Annotated in this window: 17 protein-coding genes and 1 pseudogene; 8 read left to right on the top strand and 10 right to left on the bottom strand. The window is 68.2% G+C overall.

Annotation, left to right across the window (positions count from 1 at the left end):
- Positions 1-7: 7 nt before the first annotated feature.
- On the bottom strand, positions 8-1,030 hold the full coding sequence (locus tag J7E94_RS07170) for an A24 family peptidase (protein ID WP_215013352.1): 1,023 nt from the start codon (positions 1,028-1,030) through the stop codon (positions 8-10).
- A 312-nt stretch (positions 1,031-1,342) separates the two neighbouring features.
- On the bottom strand, positions 1,343-1,660 hold the full coding sequence (locus J7E94_RS07165) for an SH3 domain-containing protein (RefSeq protein ID WP_215013350.1): 318 nt from the start codon (positions 1,658-1,660) through the stop codon (positions 1,343-1,345).
- 366 nt (positions 1,661-2,026) lie between these two features.
- Between J7E94_RS07165 and J7E94_RS35345 the strand changes: the two genes are divergently transcribed.
- Entirely contained in the window at positions 2,027-2,149 is a 123-nt protein-coding gene (locus tag J7E94_RS35345; protein ID WP_285440723.1) for a hypothetical protein, read from the top strand.
- A 70-nt stretch (positions 2,150-2,219) separates the two neighbouring features.
- On the opposite strand, the gene J7E94_RS07160 is transcribed toward J7E94_RS35345, so the two are convergent.
- On the bottom strand, positions 2,220-3,803 hold the full coding sequence (locus J7E94_RS07160) for a hypothetical protein (RefSeq protein WP_215013348.1): 1,584 nt from the start codon (positions 3,801-3,803) through the stop codon (positions 2,220-2,222).
- Positions 3,804-4,142: 339 nt separating this feature from the next.
- Positions 4,143-4,391, bottom strand: coding sequence for a hypothetical protein (locus J7E94_RS07155; protein ID WP_215013346.1), 249 nt, complete (start codon positions 4,389-4,391; stop codon positions 4,143-4,145).
- Between the two features lie 288 nt (positions 4,392-4,679).
- Here J7E94_RS07155 and J7E94_RS07150 point away from each other — a divergent pair.
- Positions 4,680-4,868: pseudogene (locus J7E94_RS07150) on the top strand (transposase domain-containing protein); the annotation flags it as partial.
- Between the two features lie 1,146 nt (positions 4,869-6,014).
- Here J7E94_RS07150 and J7E94_RS07145 read toward each other — a convergent pair.
- Positions 6,015-6,239: a hypothetical protein gene (locus tag J7E94_RS07145; RefSeq protein WP_215013343.1), complete on the bottom strand. Its 225-nt coding sequence runs from the start codon at positions 6,237-6,239 to the stop codon at positions 6,015-6,017.
- 232 nt (positions 6,240-6,471) lie between these two features.
- Positions 6,472-6,660 carry a hypothetical protein gene (locus J7E94_RS35595; RefSeq protein ID WP_308344663.1) on the bottom strand — a complete coding sequence of 63 codons (189 nt, stop codon included), beginning with the start codon at positions 6,658-6,660 and terminating at the stop codon, positions 6,472-6,474.
- A gap of 240 nt (positions 6,661-6,900) precedes the next feature.
- Here J7E94_RS35595 and J7E94_RS07135 point away from each other — a divergent pair, with 240 nt between their 5' ends.
- The 3 genes from J7E94_RS07135 to J7E94_RS07125 all read left to right on the top strand — a co-directional run bounded on the left by J7E94_RS07135 (position 6,901) and on the right by J7E94_RS07125 (position 9,502).
- Positions 6,901-7,269 (top strand): DUF192 domain-containing protein, encoded by a 369-nt coding sequence (locus J7E94_RS07135; protein WP_215013341.1) that lies wholly within the window; start codon positions 6,901-6,903, stop codon positions 7,267-7,269.
- A gap of 59 nt (positions 7,270-7,328) precedes the next feature.
- Positions 7,329-7,946, top strand: a complete 618-nt coding sequence (locus J7E94_RS07130) for an SMI1/KNR4 family protein (protein WP_215013339.1) — start codon at positions 7,329-7,331, stop codon at positions 7,944-7,946.
- A 263-nt stretch (positions 7,947-8,209) separates the two neighbouring features.
- Entirely contained in the window at positions 8,210-9,502 is a 1,293-nt protein-coding gene (locus tag J7E94_RS07125) for an extracellular solute-binding protein (RefSeq protein ID WP_308344661.1), read from the top strand.
- Positions 9,503-9,644: 142 nt separating this feature from the next.
- Here the strand turns inward: J7E94_RS07125 and J7E94_RS07120 are convergent, their stop codons facing one another.
- The 3 genes from J7E94_RS07120 to J7E94_RS07110 form a co-directional block, all read right to left on the bottom strand.
- Positions 9,645-10,289 carry a hypothetical protein gene (locus J7E94_RS07120; protein ID WP_215013337.1) on the bottom strand — a complete coding sequence of 215 codons (645 nt, stop codon included), beginning with the start codon at positions 10,287-10,289 and terminating at the stop codon, positions 9,645-9,647.
- A gap of 100 nt (positions 10,290-10,389) precedes the next feature.
- On the bottom strand, positions 10,390-10,716 hold the full coding sequence (locus J7E94_RS07115) for a nuclear transport factor 2 family protein (RefSeq protein WP_215013334.1): 327 nt from the start codon (positions 10,714-10,716) through the stop codon (positions 10,390-10,392).
- A 321-nt stretch (positions 10,717-11,037) separates the two neighbouring features.
- The gene (locus J7E94_RS07110) at positions 11,038-12,645 is read right to left on the bottom strand and encodes an MDR family MFS transporter (RefSeq protein WP_251056258.1); all 1,608 of its coding nucleotides are present in this window, start codon (positions 12,643-12,645) and stop codon (positions 11,038-11,040) included.
- A 145-nt stretch (positions 12,646-12,790) separates the two neighbouring features.
- Here J7E94_RS07110 and J7E94_RS07105 point away from each other — a divergent pair, with 145 nt between their 5' ends.
- The 3 genes from J7E94_RS07105 (at position 12,791) to J7E94_RS07095 (ending at position 14,220) form a co-directional block, all read left to right on the top strand.
- Positions 12,791-13,369 (top strand): TetR/AcrR family transcriptional regulator, encoded by a 579-nt coding sequence (locus J7E94_RS07105; RefSeq protein ID WP_215013332.1) that lies wholly within the window; start codon positions 12,791-12,793, stop codon positions 13,367-13,369.
- A 177-nt stretch (positions 13,370-13,546) separates the two neighbouring features.
- On the top strand, positions 13,547-13,822 hold the full coding sequence (locus J7E94_RS07100; RefSeq protein ID WP_215013330.1) for a hypothetical protein: 276 nt from the start codon (positions 13,547-13,549) through the stop codon (positions 13,820-13,822).
- Positions 13,822-14,220, top strand: coding sequence for a hypothetical protein (locus tag J7E94_RS07095; protein ID WP_215013328.1), 399 nt, complete (start codon positions 13,822-13,824; stop codon positions 14,218-14,220). The genes J7E94_RS07100 and J7E94_RS07095 overlap by 1 nt, the downstream gene beginning before the upstream one ends.
- A gap of 59 nt (positions 14,221-14,279) precedes the next feature.
- Here J7E94_RS07095 and J7E94_RS07090 read toward each other — a convergent pair whose 3' ends face one another.
- A complete protein-coding gene (locus J7E94_RS07090; RefSeq protein WP_215013326.1) occupies positions 14,280-14,693 on the bottom strand; it encodes a nuclear transport factor 2 family protein in 414 nt (137 codons plus the stop codon).
- Positions 14,694-14,725: the final 32 nt, after the last annotated feature.

Genomic DNA, 14,725 nt, shown 5'->3' with positions numbered 1-14,725 from the left:
GAGATGACTACGCTCCGAAGCCACCCAGGAGCACTCCGGTGAGGGCGCCGGCGGCCATGAAGGGCCCGAAGGCGAAGGCTTCCTTCCGGGGCGCGGAGCCGCGCAGCACAGGTGAGAGCCCGTACAGGGCCCCGTAGAGGAAGCCGAGGAAGGCCCCGGCGGCCCATACCCCCCACCCGTACCACCCAAGAGCTACCCCCAGGGTGAGCGCCAGCTTGACGTCGCCGAAGCCGAGGCCGGCGGGGTTGATGAGGTGGAGGAGGAGGTACGAGGCTCCGAGCGCTCCCCCGCCGAGCAGGGCCAGGCGCCAGGACCCGGCGGCGCCGGGGGCGAGGGCGGCGCCGCCGAGTGCGGCTGCGGCCGCGGCGGCGAGGGGGAGGGTGAGCGCGTCGGGCAGCCGGTGCACGGCGCGGTCGACGAGCACGAGCAGCACGAGGACGGGCGCGAGCGCGACGTACGCGACCCCCTCGGGCCGCGCCCCGACGGCCCCCGCGAGCGCGGCACATACGGCACCGGCGAACACCGCGGCCCGGCCGGCCGGCATCCCGTACCCGTGCGGGCCCCGGCGCCCCGCCACCCCCACGCCCGGGTCCCCACACGGGTCCGGCGACTCGGCCCCCGGCCGCGGCAGACCCGGGCCCTCCGCGGGGTCCGGCGACTCGACCCCCGGCCGCTGCAGACCCGGGCCCTCCGGCGAGGCCGACCCCGGGCTGGCGGCGGCGGCCGCCGGCGGCGGCAGGTCCGTGCGGGGGGCGGCCGCCGGCGGCAGGTCCGGTCCTGTGGCGACGACCACCGGCGACGGGAGGTCTGGGTTTGTGGCGGCGGCCGCCGGCGAGGGCAGGTCCGGGCCTGCGGCGGCGTGCCGGCAGCGGGCGGGTCCGAGCCAGCCGGCGACCGGGTGCCCCTCGGGGCAGTGGCCCCGCCAGGGCTCCCCCGGCTCGACGGAGAGCCGGTATAGGGCGCGCGGCAGCAGGCTCCCCACGGCCACCCCGTACTCGGCGGCAAGAACGATCAGCGACGCAACACCCATCCGCTGACGGTAGCGCCGCCCCGCCCCCCACGGCCCCCAGCTGCGCGGACCCTCTGCCCATCTCCCCTGTCTCAGGTGCTGGCTCTTTGGGCGCGGCCGGTCAGCGCGTCGCGCAGGATGCTGTCGGGCGTACGCGCCATGGCAGCAGTTCACGCACCACTTCGGCCTTGTCCCAGCAAATGCCGGTCTGGACTCTCAGCTCCAGGAGCCACCGAGACCTCGCCGCCCACCGCCAGCGGTTCCTGGCGGAGCAGGGGTACACATCGTCGACGCGGACGAGCTGCTGGCGGAGGGGGCGCAGCGGGCCGGGGTCTACCAGCCCAGGACCCAGCCCTTGGTCTTGCCGCTCTTGATGTAGTACCAGTACGTGCCCTTGGGCTTGGCCATGCAGTAGATGGTCACCTTGGTGCCGATGGGCAGGAACTTCTTCTTCTCGTAGTTGTTGCCCGGCCCGGTACGCATGGTCTTGCCCGGGTCCGCGGTGATCGTGGTGGTCAGGTCCTTGAAATTCGTGGTGCACGCGGACGAACCGACGGCGAAGGCGCTCGGAGCGGCCAGGACGGTGACGCCCAGGGCCAGCGCGGTGGCGGCGGTCAGCAAGCTCACCGCCTTGCGGAGCGGAAACGACATGGGACGCATGGGTGTCTCCCCGTTTACTCAGTCGACGTTTGCACGGTCGACTTGATCGAACAACGAACGATCATGGTTCCATAAAGTCGCTTTCATGACGGCCACGGGGAGGGGACACACCTCCAGCAAACGGCTGGGAAGTGCCACGAACCTGTCCTGCGGGGTGTCACCTCCTGCCACCACTCCGTCTCACGCCCTGCCACCTACAACTCAACGGCTTGAGCAGGTCAAACACCGATGAGAAGAACCTGACGATGGCACAGAAATGAAACCCTCACAGTGGCATCCAAACGGCACATCACACCGTCGAGCCCGGTGGCGAGATCCTCAACGGCCCCTGGGTCGCCGAACTCGACGGCGACGTGAGTGATCTTCGTGGTGATGTTCGCGCTGTCGGCGAAGCGGCGTCGTGACGAGCACGAATCGGCGCAAGCCGGCACCGGACAGGCTCAGAAGGGCCTGGAGGCGACGGCAGTCCCGGTCGGCTGACCGGGCGTCCCGCCCACGCATATCACTTCCGGGCATGTCCGCTCAGGTCCGCGGACATGCCCGGAAGTGTCTACTTCTCCGGAGTCCGGGCGTCACCCGGCGCCGAAACGTCACCCGTCCCGTAGTGAAACAGGGTGCCCAGGAGAACCGGGGCACCGTCATAGGCTGGGAAGCAGGTGCGCCGGTGGAAGGCCGGCCTGACACCGGCGGCGGGACAGAGCGGATCGCAGACGGCGAACCGGATCCGGCTGTGGCGCGCGGCGGCGGCGCACTTGCGGCATGCGCCCGCCGGTGTGCTGGAGTCGGTTCCCAGACCGGCGAGCGAGAAAATGAGCAGCGCTGAGCCGCCCCACATGCGGTAGGGCGTGCGGCGGCCCTGCTTGTGGTCGCCGACGGCGACCAGACGCCGGTGGAGGAAGCGGACAAACGCCCGAGCCAGTTGTACCAGGACAAGGATCGCTCCGGCCAACGGGAGAAGCAGCAACAGGATCTGGACTGCGGCGGAAAGGACCCCCACCACTGGATTGCCAGATGCGGTGGCGCTCTCGACCAGCGTCTCGGCCGTGCTCCATCCCGTCTCGACGAGTTCGGGGAGCCGGACGACCAGGATGCCCAGTTGGACTGCCAGGGCGGGGATGACCACCAGCACCCAGGCGGTGACAACGATTTGGGGCCAGCGCTTGAGAGCCTGAAGCAGTTCGTCGGCCGGCTGCCGCAGGAGAGCCCGTTTCAGGATCGGCCCGATGTACTTGAACAGGTCGGGGATGCCGACCAAGTCCGAAATGATGTAGTACCCGTCGAACCGGAGTGACGGGATGAGCTGCTGCACGATTTCCAGGTTGATGGCCAAAATCGCCACCGGCAGGACTTGCCATCCGGTCGCGAGGTACGTCAGGGCGAGACCGATGACGAACAACGTATTGAAGTAGACGCCTCCGAGGTCGACCCGCAGACGGCCTGTGCGCCCCAGCCGGTACGAGTCGGTGACGTCGGTGTAGAAAGCGGGCCACACCACGTAGATGCCGCACCCCATCGCACCGGGACGTACCCCGCTGTAGCGGCACGCCGTGGCGTGGCCGATCTCGTGAAAGGCCGCGGAGACCAGGGCCAGAAGGAAGACCAGCGGGATGCTGGTGGGGGTGACCAGAGCCTGTTGCACGGCGCCGGCCATGCGACTGCCGCTAAACAGCAGGAACTCGCAGAATACGAAAACGCTGACGGCCAGGAGCATCACGAAGGGCCGGTACAGCCACATGAAGAAGCCGCTGATTTTCCAGGAGGATGCCTCGGAGAAAACGGCTACCCGGAACCGCAGCGACAGAAAGGGGTTGGCTTTCGGGATTTCTGGGGGTGAGCCGTCGCTGTAGGTGGTGACTCCCAACGGCGCCAGTTTGTTGTCGATGAGGAAGACAACATGGTCCGGCCCGAATTCGCGGTCGGTTTCGCGGCTCAACACTTCCGACAGGCGGGAGAGGTACTGCTGGGCGTTCTGCGGACCCGAAGCCGACTGCTGCTGGATGTGGACGAGCTTGGCCAGCAGGTACAGCAATTCAGGCAGGCGCACTACCTGCCCGTCGAAGCGGCGCACCAGATGGGGCTGCACGCGGTACCCGGAGCCTTCGAACTCGCCGACCAGCTCCGTCCCTTCGGTCAAAGTGGGGACCGCCAGGGCGGGTGGAGGGGGATCTTCTGTCCCAAGTGACAACACTCGCGGGCTGATGGCGCTCTCCAGGAGGTGAGGGGAGTGATGCGGCCGGTGCGAGGGCACAGAGCCTTCATTCGGACGAACGAGTGTGGGCTCTCCTGGTTACACACAAGGTCCGGCCGAACCGGAGGAATGGCATACCCCTGAGCGGGCCGGGCCACAAAGCTCGTTCACGGCGCCGTATCGGAAACGCACCTCACCAAGCCCCCCACGAAAGTCGGGGAAGCGCCGACGAGATCGTCAGCCCTTCCCCGACCGATGGTGAACGTCTATCACCAGGGTGTTACCTCAGTGGGTCACCGTCGAGGGGGTGCAGATCTGGGTGATCTGCTGCGTGCCGAGCGGCAGGCCCAGGACGAGCGCCGGAGAGGTGCTCTGGGTCGCGCAGGTCGAAACGACAGTGGCACCGCCGTTGCCGCCGTCGTAACCGCCGCCGTTGCCGCCGTCGTAACCGCCACCGAAGGCGGAGAGCACGGCCCGCTCGGGCAGGAGCTCGCCGACGAGCGTGTTGAGCTCCTCAAAGTTAACGGCAGACATTCGGTTTCCTTTCATCGTGCACTGCAGGGTGACTGCCCCGCTTGGTCATTTCTAGTTGTACCAGCCGTCAAGCCCTGAAACCAATGTGGCAGTAGGCCGAATGGGTTATTCATCGGATGAATTATTCATGGCTGCTGTCGGGCCTTCTCCCAACGCCGGTTAGTTACGTTCTCGGCGTTCCGGCAAGGGGCGGGGGGCGGATCTTCAACAGGGGGAGACGAAGGCAATGGAGCCCCGTTGGTACAGGCAGTCGACCAAGACAGCTTGTTCCCAAGGAGTTCCGTTGCCCTGTCGTTCTGCCCTCTCGCCTGCTCGACCATCTCCCGCACGATCACTGTGGCCGCGGGTCGATTCGCGCCGGGGCATCTGGGGGAGCTGACAGGCCTCGTGCCATCCGAGCTCGTCGACTCGGTCCTGCGGGAGACGCGGACCGTCCAGCAGCGACTTCGTGATCTTCCCTCGCGAGTCGGCGTCTACCGGTACAACGAGCGACTCGACGACGGGCGGCCCGATGCCAGCCGCACCGTCACCGACCTCGACATCACCGTCCTCGAACCCCCGGTCGAGGAATCCCCTCTGCCCACGGCGTCCCGGGACGATCGGCACACCAAACCGGCGGAACGACGCCGCGAACGGGTCCTGGCCCTGCTCATCGAACAACCCGACCGTCACTGGCACACCCGGGAGATCGCCCGCCATCTCGGCGACATCACCCTTGGCACCATGCACAGACAACTCGCCCCACGGTCCCAGGCCGGCCTGATCCGCAAGAGCGGACCAGCCACTTACACCGCCACAACCACGCGATCAACTCCCTTGCGGGAGCGCCGAGAACGTTAACTACCCGGCCTGGGGGGAAGGCCCGTCCGCTGCGCAGGAAGAACGCGGAGGTCGGACCGGGGCGGCAGCGGGCCGGCGGTGGAGGGGGCCGCGAAGCCAACTGAGGTCTCCGGGTCCATGGGTGGATCTACGGCATCCGGCGCGCCCCACCGTTGTCCGGAGCATGGTCTTGCGGGAGACGATCGCCCGTGAGTGAGGGGCCGGTGGCCGTTGTCCGGCGAAACTCTCCTGACGATGCCCAGCCTCAGGGCCGTCTCCCAGACGTGCCCGGGCGAGGGGGGTACGGCTGTCGCATGCTCAGCCGGACCGTTGTTGCTTTCGCTTGCGATTGACCGCTCGCCTCCCATAATTGCGTCGCTCCAGAATGGCCCGACTCGTCCAACGGTGCGATCCCGTGACGTGCCAGTATCGGCAGTGGGGGCATAGATAGATGCGATCAGCTGGGGGCACATTTCCGAGTAAGGGCTGTTTCGCCAACCATTTGCGAGCTGCATCCTTGCTCGGGAACGGTACCTTCCCGCCGAACGGGCAACGTGGCAGGCTCACGTGGTCACACTCCTTCGGAATTCAGGAGCGGAGCCCTCACCTCAGCCGCGCTCGCAAGACGTGACTGGCCTCCTATTGTTCCAGGACGGAGACCCGTAACAACAGCAGTGGTCGCACCCTCGGAACGATGTGCAAGGCTCGGCAGAAGCACACCTCACCGGGCTCCATACGAAAGCCGGGGAAGCGCCGACGAGATCGTCAGCCCTTCCCCGACCGATGGTGAACGTCTGTGTTACCTCAGTGGGTCACCGTCGACGGGGTGCAGATCTGGGTGATCTCCTGCGAGCCGACCGGCAGGCCCAGGACGAGCGCCGGAGAGGTGCTCTGGGTCGCGCAGGTCGAAACGACAGTGGCGCCGCCGTTGCCGCCGTCGTAACCTCCGCCGAAGGCGGAGAGCACGGCCCGCTCGGGCAGGAGCTCGCCGACGAGCGTGTTGAGCTCCTCAAAGTTAACGGCAGACATTCGGTTTCCTTTCCATCATGCACCGCAGGCTGACTGCCCCGCTTGGTCATTTTTAGTTGTATCAGCCGTCAAGCCCTGAAACCAATGCGGCAGCTAGATTCACTCATTCAGCTCCGCGATTATTCGCATTATCCATCAATGGAGCATAGGCCGAATGGGCTATACATCGGATGATTATTCATGGCTACTGTCGGGCCAGGGCTTCGGCGAAGTCTGCTTGTCCGCTTCGTGATCATGTGAGCCCGAGGAGGGTGAGCGGGCGGTCGGCGTTGCGGGCGTTGTGTCGCAGGGCGGCGGCGATGTTGGTCGCGCCGGTCAGTCGCAGGGCTCCTATGGCGAGGTTGCGCCAGGTGGCCATCGCCCGGGGTGCGTTGCCGGTGCGAAGTTGGGAGGCGTCTTCGGCGAATGTGGTGTCTCGCACGTGGCGCAGGGCCTCGACCTGCCAGTGATCGCGGATGCGTTTCGCGAGCTGGTGGGGGATGGCCTGTTCGGCAGTGAGGCTGGTGACGGCGTAGACGGTCTTCAGCGTGGTCTTGCCGGTCTTGCGGTCGGTGCGGCGGCGCTTGATCTGGACGGCTTGCCGGGCTCCGGGGAAGAGCAGGTGTTCACGGTGGCCACCTTGATCCGCCTGATTTCCGAGCGGGGCTCTACGCTGGCTCGCATGGCGAAATGGCAGGACGGGCGAGGGATCCTCCGCATCGGCGCGCAGCGCATACCGCTCGAGGTCGCCGCCTCGTACTCCGCCCGCACCCGCGGGCTCCTCGGCCGGGACGGGATCCGCGGCGCCATGCTCCTCACACCCGCGGCAAGCGTGCACACCTTCCGCATGCGGTTCGCCATAGACGTGGCCTACCTGGGCCGGGACCTCCGCGTGCTCGCCGTCGTCACGATGCGCCCCGGCCGACTCGGCCGCCCCCGGCTCCGGGCCCGGCACGTCCTGGAGGCCGAGGCCGGGGCCATGGCCGCCTGGGGCCTGGGTCCCGGAACCACGGTGAACCTGGACGTATCCGGACGTCTCACGCGCGGCTAGGCGACGCCGCGCCCCGGCGGTAGGTTGGGGCGGTTGAGCTGGGGTGGCAGGGGAGCGGCATGACGGAGAACGCGCGGATCAAGGCGCTGGAGCAGATCATGCCGGCGACGCACGGCGCCGACGAGGACATCGACTGGCAGGCGGCCGAGGCCGCCTGGGGCACCCGGTTCCCGGCGGACTTCATCGCCTTCATGGGCCGCTTCGGCGCGGGCTCCATCAACGGCGAGGCCGGCATCCTGCTCCCGCTGCCCAAGCCCGGACTCCAGTGGGACCCCGCCGAGATGGCGGAGGAGACGGACAACGCCCGGCAGCTGTGGAAGGCGGAGGGCGGCCGGGCCGCCTTCGGCGTGGACCCCGAGGCCATCATCGCCTGGGGGGTCACCGGCGGCTCCGACATCCTCTGCTGGCTCACCTCCGACCCGGACCCGGACCGCTGGCCCGTCCTGGTGTGCGGGCGGCACACGGCCGACTCCTTTGCCGTGTATCCGTACGGCATGGCCGAATTCCTCTACCGGCTCTGTTCCGACGAGTTCGACATGAGCCCGGTCAGCATCACCTTCTGGGACGGCGGCCACCTCAGCTTCGTGCACTGGCGCAAGGCCCAGCGCCGTTGGCAGGAGGGCCGCAACCCCGAGACGGGCGAGCCCGACCCGTACGCGGGCGAATTCTCCGACTGACCTCCACGCCCCACCCAAGACCCGTTCTCCGGCCGGAAACGGGCCTTTGGCATGTCTACGCGCGTGGAATTCCCGCCTGACATAGGGGATAACACCAACCGGAAAAGCCGGCCTTGGAGCATTGCCCACAAGTGCGGCCCCAATGGGGCCAACCGCCCCCCTCCAGGAGAGAATTCCGGCCAACGGGCCATGGAGGGACACCCCCGCCCGGAGTAACTCATAAGTAATAACAGGATCCAAAAGAAAATCAGGGGAATCCACCCGTGCGACGAAGAATCTTCGGGACGGCCGCCAGCACAGCCGTGCTCGGTCTGCTGATACCTCTGGCCGGTTGTGGCGGCTCCGGCGACGGCGTAGGTGACGGCGGCACGCTGCACCTCGTGGCGGCCGAATACGGCGATACTCCGGCCACCAGTTCAAAGGCCTTCTGGGACAAGGTGACCGGTGATTTCACCGCCGCCCACCCCGGTATCAAGGTCGAGGTCAAGCTCCTGCCGTGGGCCGACATCGACCGCGAGGTCTCCCGTATGGTCCACGCCGGCAAGGCACCGGACATCGCCCTCATGGGCTCCTACTCGGACTTCGCCGCGCAAGGCGAGCTCTATTCCGCCGAGGAACTGCTCTCCATCAGCGCCGAGGCGAACTTCCTGGCGCCGCTCGCCGAGGCCGGCACCGTCGGCAGCACCCTCTACGGGCTGCCGTGGGTGGCGAGCAGCCGCCTCCTCTTCTACAACCAGGCGCTGTTCGACAAGGCCGGCATCAAGGAAGCACCCAAGACCTGGCCCGACCTGAAGGCCGACGCCAAGTCGCTGAGGGACAAGGCCGGCGTGAAGTTCCCGTACGCCCTGCCCCTTGGTCCGGAGGAGGCCCACGCCGAGGCGTTGATCTGGGAGTTGAGCAACGGCGGCGGCTACGCCGACAGCAGCGGCAACTACGCCCTGGCCTCCGACCAGAACATCCAGACCTGGAAGTGGGTCAAGGACCAGCTGGTCACCCCCGGCCTCGTCGGGCCCACCTCGCCGTCCCAGCTGAACCGCGCCGACGCCTTCGCCGCGTTCCTGCGGGGCGAGGTCGGCATGCTCAACGGATACCCCTCACTCGCGTACGAGGCGCGCGCCAAGGGCATCGACGTCCGCGCCGTCTCGATGCCGGTCGCGGACACCCTCGGCACCGGGGAGACCCCGCCGGCCGTGGGCGTGGCCGACTGGATGATGGCCTTCAAGCAGAACGGCAAGCGCGCCGAGATCGGCGCGTTCCTCGACTTCGTCTACCAGGACAAGAACCTGATGGACTTCGCCAACCGCTACCACCTGCTGCCGTCCACCGTCTCCGCCTCGCGCACTCCGGCGGGCGGCGGACTCGACACCAACGACACGCAGTTCCTGACGGCGCTGCGCGGCGCCCAGCTCTACCCGGTCAACGACCCGTCCTGGGTGACCGTCAGCGACACGATCAAGCGCAACATCGGACGCGCCGTGGAACCGGCCGGCGACCCGAAGGTCGTCCTGGAGGACATCGCGGCCAAGGCCGCCGAGGCGTCGAAGAACAAGCACTGAAGTCACCCGTGACACGGGACCTTCGCCCCCCGCCGCAGTCCACCCCATGCGGCACAATGGCCCCTACGGCTCTTGATCCAAGGCCGTCGGCCCAGTCGCCCGCCGAGCACTCACAAGGTGCGCGGGGCGGCCGGCCTCCTCCTCAGTTCCTTCCGCTCGTTGCGCTCTTTCCGGGGTCCGAGGCGAACGCCGTGCGGTACTCCTCGCAGCTGGAGTCCCAGCCCAAGGTGCCGGTGAGCGTGCCGTAGCCAGAGCGCGTGACCGACCACTCCACCGTGTACTTCCCGGTGTCACACGCGATGCGCTTGCCGCCCGCGAGCTTCTCGCGCCCCGTCGCCGGCTTCCCGGTGAGTTCCTGGCGCACCTCCCCCGCCTTCGCGCCCTTCGCGGTGCGCAGCACGGCGTGTACGACGATCGGGTGCTCGCCTTCCTTGACCGTCAGCGCCTTCTTCACCACCGTCGAGTCCGACACCGACCAGGCGAACTCGTACGACGGCTCCCACGCCAGGGTCTTGGGGTCGGGGACCTGTCGCTCGTAGTCCGGCGCGCCCGAGGGGCCGGGGCGGGTGACCGTCTTGTACTGGACTCCGGGATGGAAGCGGAACTGCCCCTCCACCTTGTGCTGTTCGTCCTTGGTCCACATCGACTTCATGGTCTTTTCGCCGCCGGCCGGGTCCTGGAGGTACGGCGACGCCAGCGGCGTGGCGATGGCCGACTGGAGGAGGGCGGGGGCGAGGGCGGCCGCAGCGGTGGCCAGGGCGAAAGCGGCGATTCGGGTGGGTTTCATGTCCGGTCCAACGGGGCCCGCCGCGGGCCGGAACGACGCCGGGCGCGCTTTCACCCGTACGGGAGCGCCCGGCGCTGTGTGGAGGTGCGTCGGTGGCGGGTCAGGCCTGGCCGGTCTCGAAACGGCTGATCCGGCCCGCCGGGGTGACGGTGAAGCGCCAGGCGGTGCGCATCTCGCCCCACGTGTCGTTGCGGTAGTTGACGACCAGGGAGTGGCCGCCGTCCGACTCCTTCTGGACGTCCATGTGGCCGCCGGAGTCGAAGATCTCCCGGTCGATCCAGTCGGCGAGGTCGCGGTCCGAACCGTCGTCGGACATGGACGCGTCCGGGGTCAGGAGCGCGAGGAAGGCGTTCCTGTCATGGGCGTTGACGGCGGCGACGAAGGCGCCGACGGCGGGGTCGGAGAGTGTGGCGGGGCTGATGGTCACGGGGTCCTCCTGGCCGGGCGTGCCTGCCTGCATACGTGCGCACGTGTGCTGCTGCCCGACCAGGGAACACCGCGGGGCGCGCCGGGGCGTCGACCCTCACCCGTTCGCCGCCCTGCGGCGTGTCAGGAGGAGGGCGCGGTGCGGACTGCCCGGGCTGTCCCGGCTGTTCCGGCCGGCCCTGCTGCTCCAGGGCCTGGCGGCCGGCGCCGTCCGCCGCCCTCTCCCGGGACACGTGGACGCGGGTACAGAAATGGCCCGGCTCCGGGGGATCCGTCCATCCCCCGGAGCCGGGCCGACTGCGGCACCGTTCATCAGGCCAGGTCAGTGCGCGAGGGACTCCTGCGGAGCCGGGGCACCCTGCTCCTTGCCCGTGCCGTCCGCACCGTCCGCGCCGCCGGCCGGGGCCGGGCCCGCGCCCCGGAGCGGGACCTCCTTGACGAACCAGGCGGCCGCGAAGCCCAGGACGGCGATGGCCGCGCCGAGCAGGAACGCCGAGTGCGTACCGGCGGCCACCGCGTGCTGGTAGGCGTCGCGTACGTGCTCTGGCAGCTTGGCCAGGCTGGCCGCGTCCAGCTGGGCGGAGCCCGCGGCGACGGCCGCCTCCGGACCCAGGCGGTCGGACATGGTGTGGGTGACCTGGCTGGTGAACAGGGAGCCCATCAGGGCCACACCGAAGGAGCCGCCGAGCGTGCGGAAGAGGGTCGCCGAGGAGGACGCGACGCCCATGTCCTTCATGTCGACGCTGTTCTGCGCGACCAGCATGGTGATCTGCATCAGGAAGCCGAGCCCGGCGCCGAGGACGGCCATGTACACGCCGGAGACCAGGCGCGTGGTGCCGGTGTCCATCGTCGCGAGCAGGAAGAGCCCGACGACCATGAGCGCGCCGCCGACGATCGGGAAGATCTTGTACTTGCCGCTGCTGGTGGTGATGCGGCCCGCGATCAGCGAGACGACCATCATCGAGAGCAGCATGGGCAGCAGGAGCAGGCCGGAGTTGGTGGCGGAGGCGCCCTGGACCGACTGCTGGAACAGCGGGAGGTAGAGCACGCCGCCGAACATCGCGAAGCCGACGAGGAAGCCGATGACGGACATGAGGGTGAAGTTGCGGCTGCGGAAGATGTGCAGCGGCATCACCGGCTCGGCGGCCTTGGTCTCGGCGTAGAGGAACGCGGCGATGGAGAGGACGCCGACGGCGATCAGCCCGATGACCTCGCCCGAACCCCAGGCGTACTCGGTGCCGCCCCAGGTGGTGACGAGGACGGTGGAGGTGATGGCGACGGTCAGCAGGGCCGCGCCGAGGTAGTCGATCTTCGGTCGCTGCCCGTCCGCCTTCTTGGGGAGGTGCAGGACGGCGGTGACCATGGCGAGGGCGACCGCGCCGAGCGGCAGGTTGATGTAGAAGGACCAGCGCCAGCCCATGTGGTCGGTGATGGTGCCGCCGACCAGCGGGCCGCCGATCATGGCGAGGGCCATCACGCCGGCCATCATGCCCTGGTACTTGCCGCGCTCGCGGGGCGGGATGAGGTCGCCGATGATCGCCATGACGCCGACCATCAGACCGCCGGCACCGAGGCCCTGGATCGCGCGGAAGCCGATCAGCTGGCCCATGTCCTGGGCCATGCCGCTGAGCACGGAGCCGATCAGGAAGATGACGATCGAGGTGAGGAAGGAGCCCTTCCGCCCGTACATGTCGCCGATCTTGCCCCAGATGGGGGTGGAGGCCGCGGTGGCCAGCGTGTAGGCGGTGACCACCCAGGAGAGGTGCTCGAGGCCGCCGAGCTCGCCGACGATCGTCGGCATCGCGGTGCCGATGATCATGTTGTCGAGCATGGCCAGCAGCATCGCGATCATGAGGGCCATGAGCACCACCCGCACGCTGCGAGGCTTCACCTCCTTCGAGGTGTCCACCGTCTTGACTGTCTCGCCCATGTCCACTCCCCTGGCACTTCTACTTCACTAGCGTCTTCACACTCTTGGAGCACCGGCACTTACTTGTCGACCGGCTAGTTCACTACAATGGGGACCGTAGACCCGTAACTAGCCGGGCGTCAAGCAAGTAAGTGTGGGGAGAGCCATGTCCAGCAGCAGTCCGCAGCCGCGCCGCGGCAACACGCGGCAGCGCATCCAGGACGTCGCACTGGAGCTCTTCGCAGAGCAGGGGTACGAGAAGACGTCGCTGCGCGAGATCGCGGAGCGGCTGGAGGTCACGAAGGCGGCGCTGTACTACCACTTCAAGACCAAGGAAGACATCATCATCAGCCTCTTCGAGGACCTGACGCGGCCGATCGACGAGCTGATCGTGTGGGCGGAGGAACAGCCCCGCACCCTGGAGACCAAGCGCGAACTGCTGCGCCGCTACAGCAAGGCCATCGCCGCATGCGCCCCGTTGTTCCGCTTCATGCAGGAGAACCAGGCGACGATGCGCGAGCTGAGCATCGGCGAAACGATGAAGAACCGGCTCCTGCGCCTGGTGGAGCTGGTGCGCAGGGAGGACGACCCGCTGACGGACCAGGTGCGCAGCGTGAGCGCACTGTTCACGCTGCACGCCGGGATGATGTTCCTCCAGCACATGAAGAGCGACCCGGAGGAGACGCGCCTGGCGGCCCTGGAGGTCGCCACGGACCTCATCACGCAGGCCCACCACCAGCCCTGACGGCCGTCCGGGGGGCGTGGCTCCGGGGTGGAGCCTCAGGTCTTCGAGATCGCCGACGCTAGGGGCGCGGGCTCCGCACGGCGCCCGGGCCGTGGAGATGGGCCGGGGCAGGGCAGCGGGCGGATGTCCTGACCGAGGAGCGCGTCGTAAGCCTTGCTCGGCGGTATGGTAATGGGTATGGCAACGAAGAAATACACGGTGACGCTTCCTGAGGAGCTGGCCGAGGAGATTCGCGCCGAGGTCGGTCCCGGCGGGTTCAGCCGGTACGTCACGGACGCCATAGAGCGTCAGCGCGAGCGGGATCGCCTGCACGAGCTCGTCGAATGGCTGGAGGAGGAACACGGCCCCGTCACCCCGGAAGAGGCCGCGTGGGCCGAGGCGGAACGCCTGTCGATCCAGCAGGAGACCGCGGAGCGCAAGGCCCGCGCCGTGCCGGAAAGCAAGGCCAGTTGATGGCCGAACCCGCTGTCTACGTACTGGATGGCGAAGGTCTCTCCCAGGCGGTACTCGGCCATCGCCACATGGTCGCCCGTCTGCGAGACGCCGACCGGACCGGGATCAGAGTCGTCACCGCCTCGATGACCCTGATCGAGGCGTATCACAACCGTGTCAAGAATGCCGCGTGGACTTGGGCGCTGTCGCGGATCGTGGTGGAACCGGTCACCCCGGAGAACGCAGGCGAGGCGATCGCGCTACTGAAGGCGGCCGGCCTGCACGGACACAAGTACGCCATCGACGCGGCACTCGCCGCCGTGGCGCTGCGGCAGCGCGGAGACGTCACCATCTTCACCTCCGACGCGGAAGACATGACACTGCTCTGCGGCAACCGCGTGACCGTCCGAGGTATCTGAATCCCGGAGCGAGGACCAGCTGCAGCTCGACACGGCCACGCTCTCAGTGCTCGCGTCCTCTAATCCCGGATGCGCCGGTCGGATGCGGCGATCGGGACGTCGTTGATGCTGGCCTCCCGGCGCCGCATCAGGCCGTCGTCGGCGAACTCCCACTGCTCGTTCCCGTGGCTGCGCCACCACTGCCCCGCGGTATCGTGCCACTCGTACTCGAAGCGTACGGAGATGCGGTTGCCGGTGTACGCCCACAGCTCCTTGCGGAGCCGGTAGTCAAGCTCCCGCTCCCACTTGTCGGCGAGGAACGCGCGGATCTCGGCGCGGCCGGCGAGGAAGCGGTCGCGGTTCCGCCAGACCGAGTCCTCCGTGTACGCGAGGGCGACCCGCTCGGGATCGCGGCTGTTCCAGGCGTCCTCGGCGGCCCGCACTTTCGCGCGGGCGGTGTCTTCGGTGAAGGGCGGCAGGGGCGGACGGGACATGACGGTGCCTTCCGAGTGGGAGAACGATCGTT

This window comes from Streptomyces sp. ISL-94, from assembly GCF_018614075.1.
In the GTDB taxonomy this organism is placed as follows: domain Bacteria; phylum Actinomycetota; class Actinomycetes; order Streptomycetales; family Streptomycetaceae; genus Streptomyces.
Note: the sequence above shows the minus strand (reverse complement) of the source record. Positions and strands in the feature narration are given on the sequence as shown.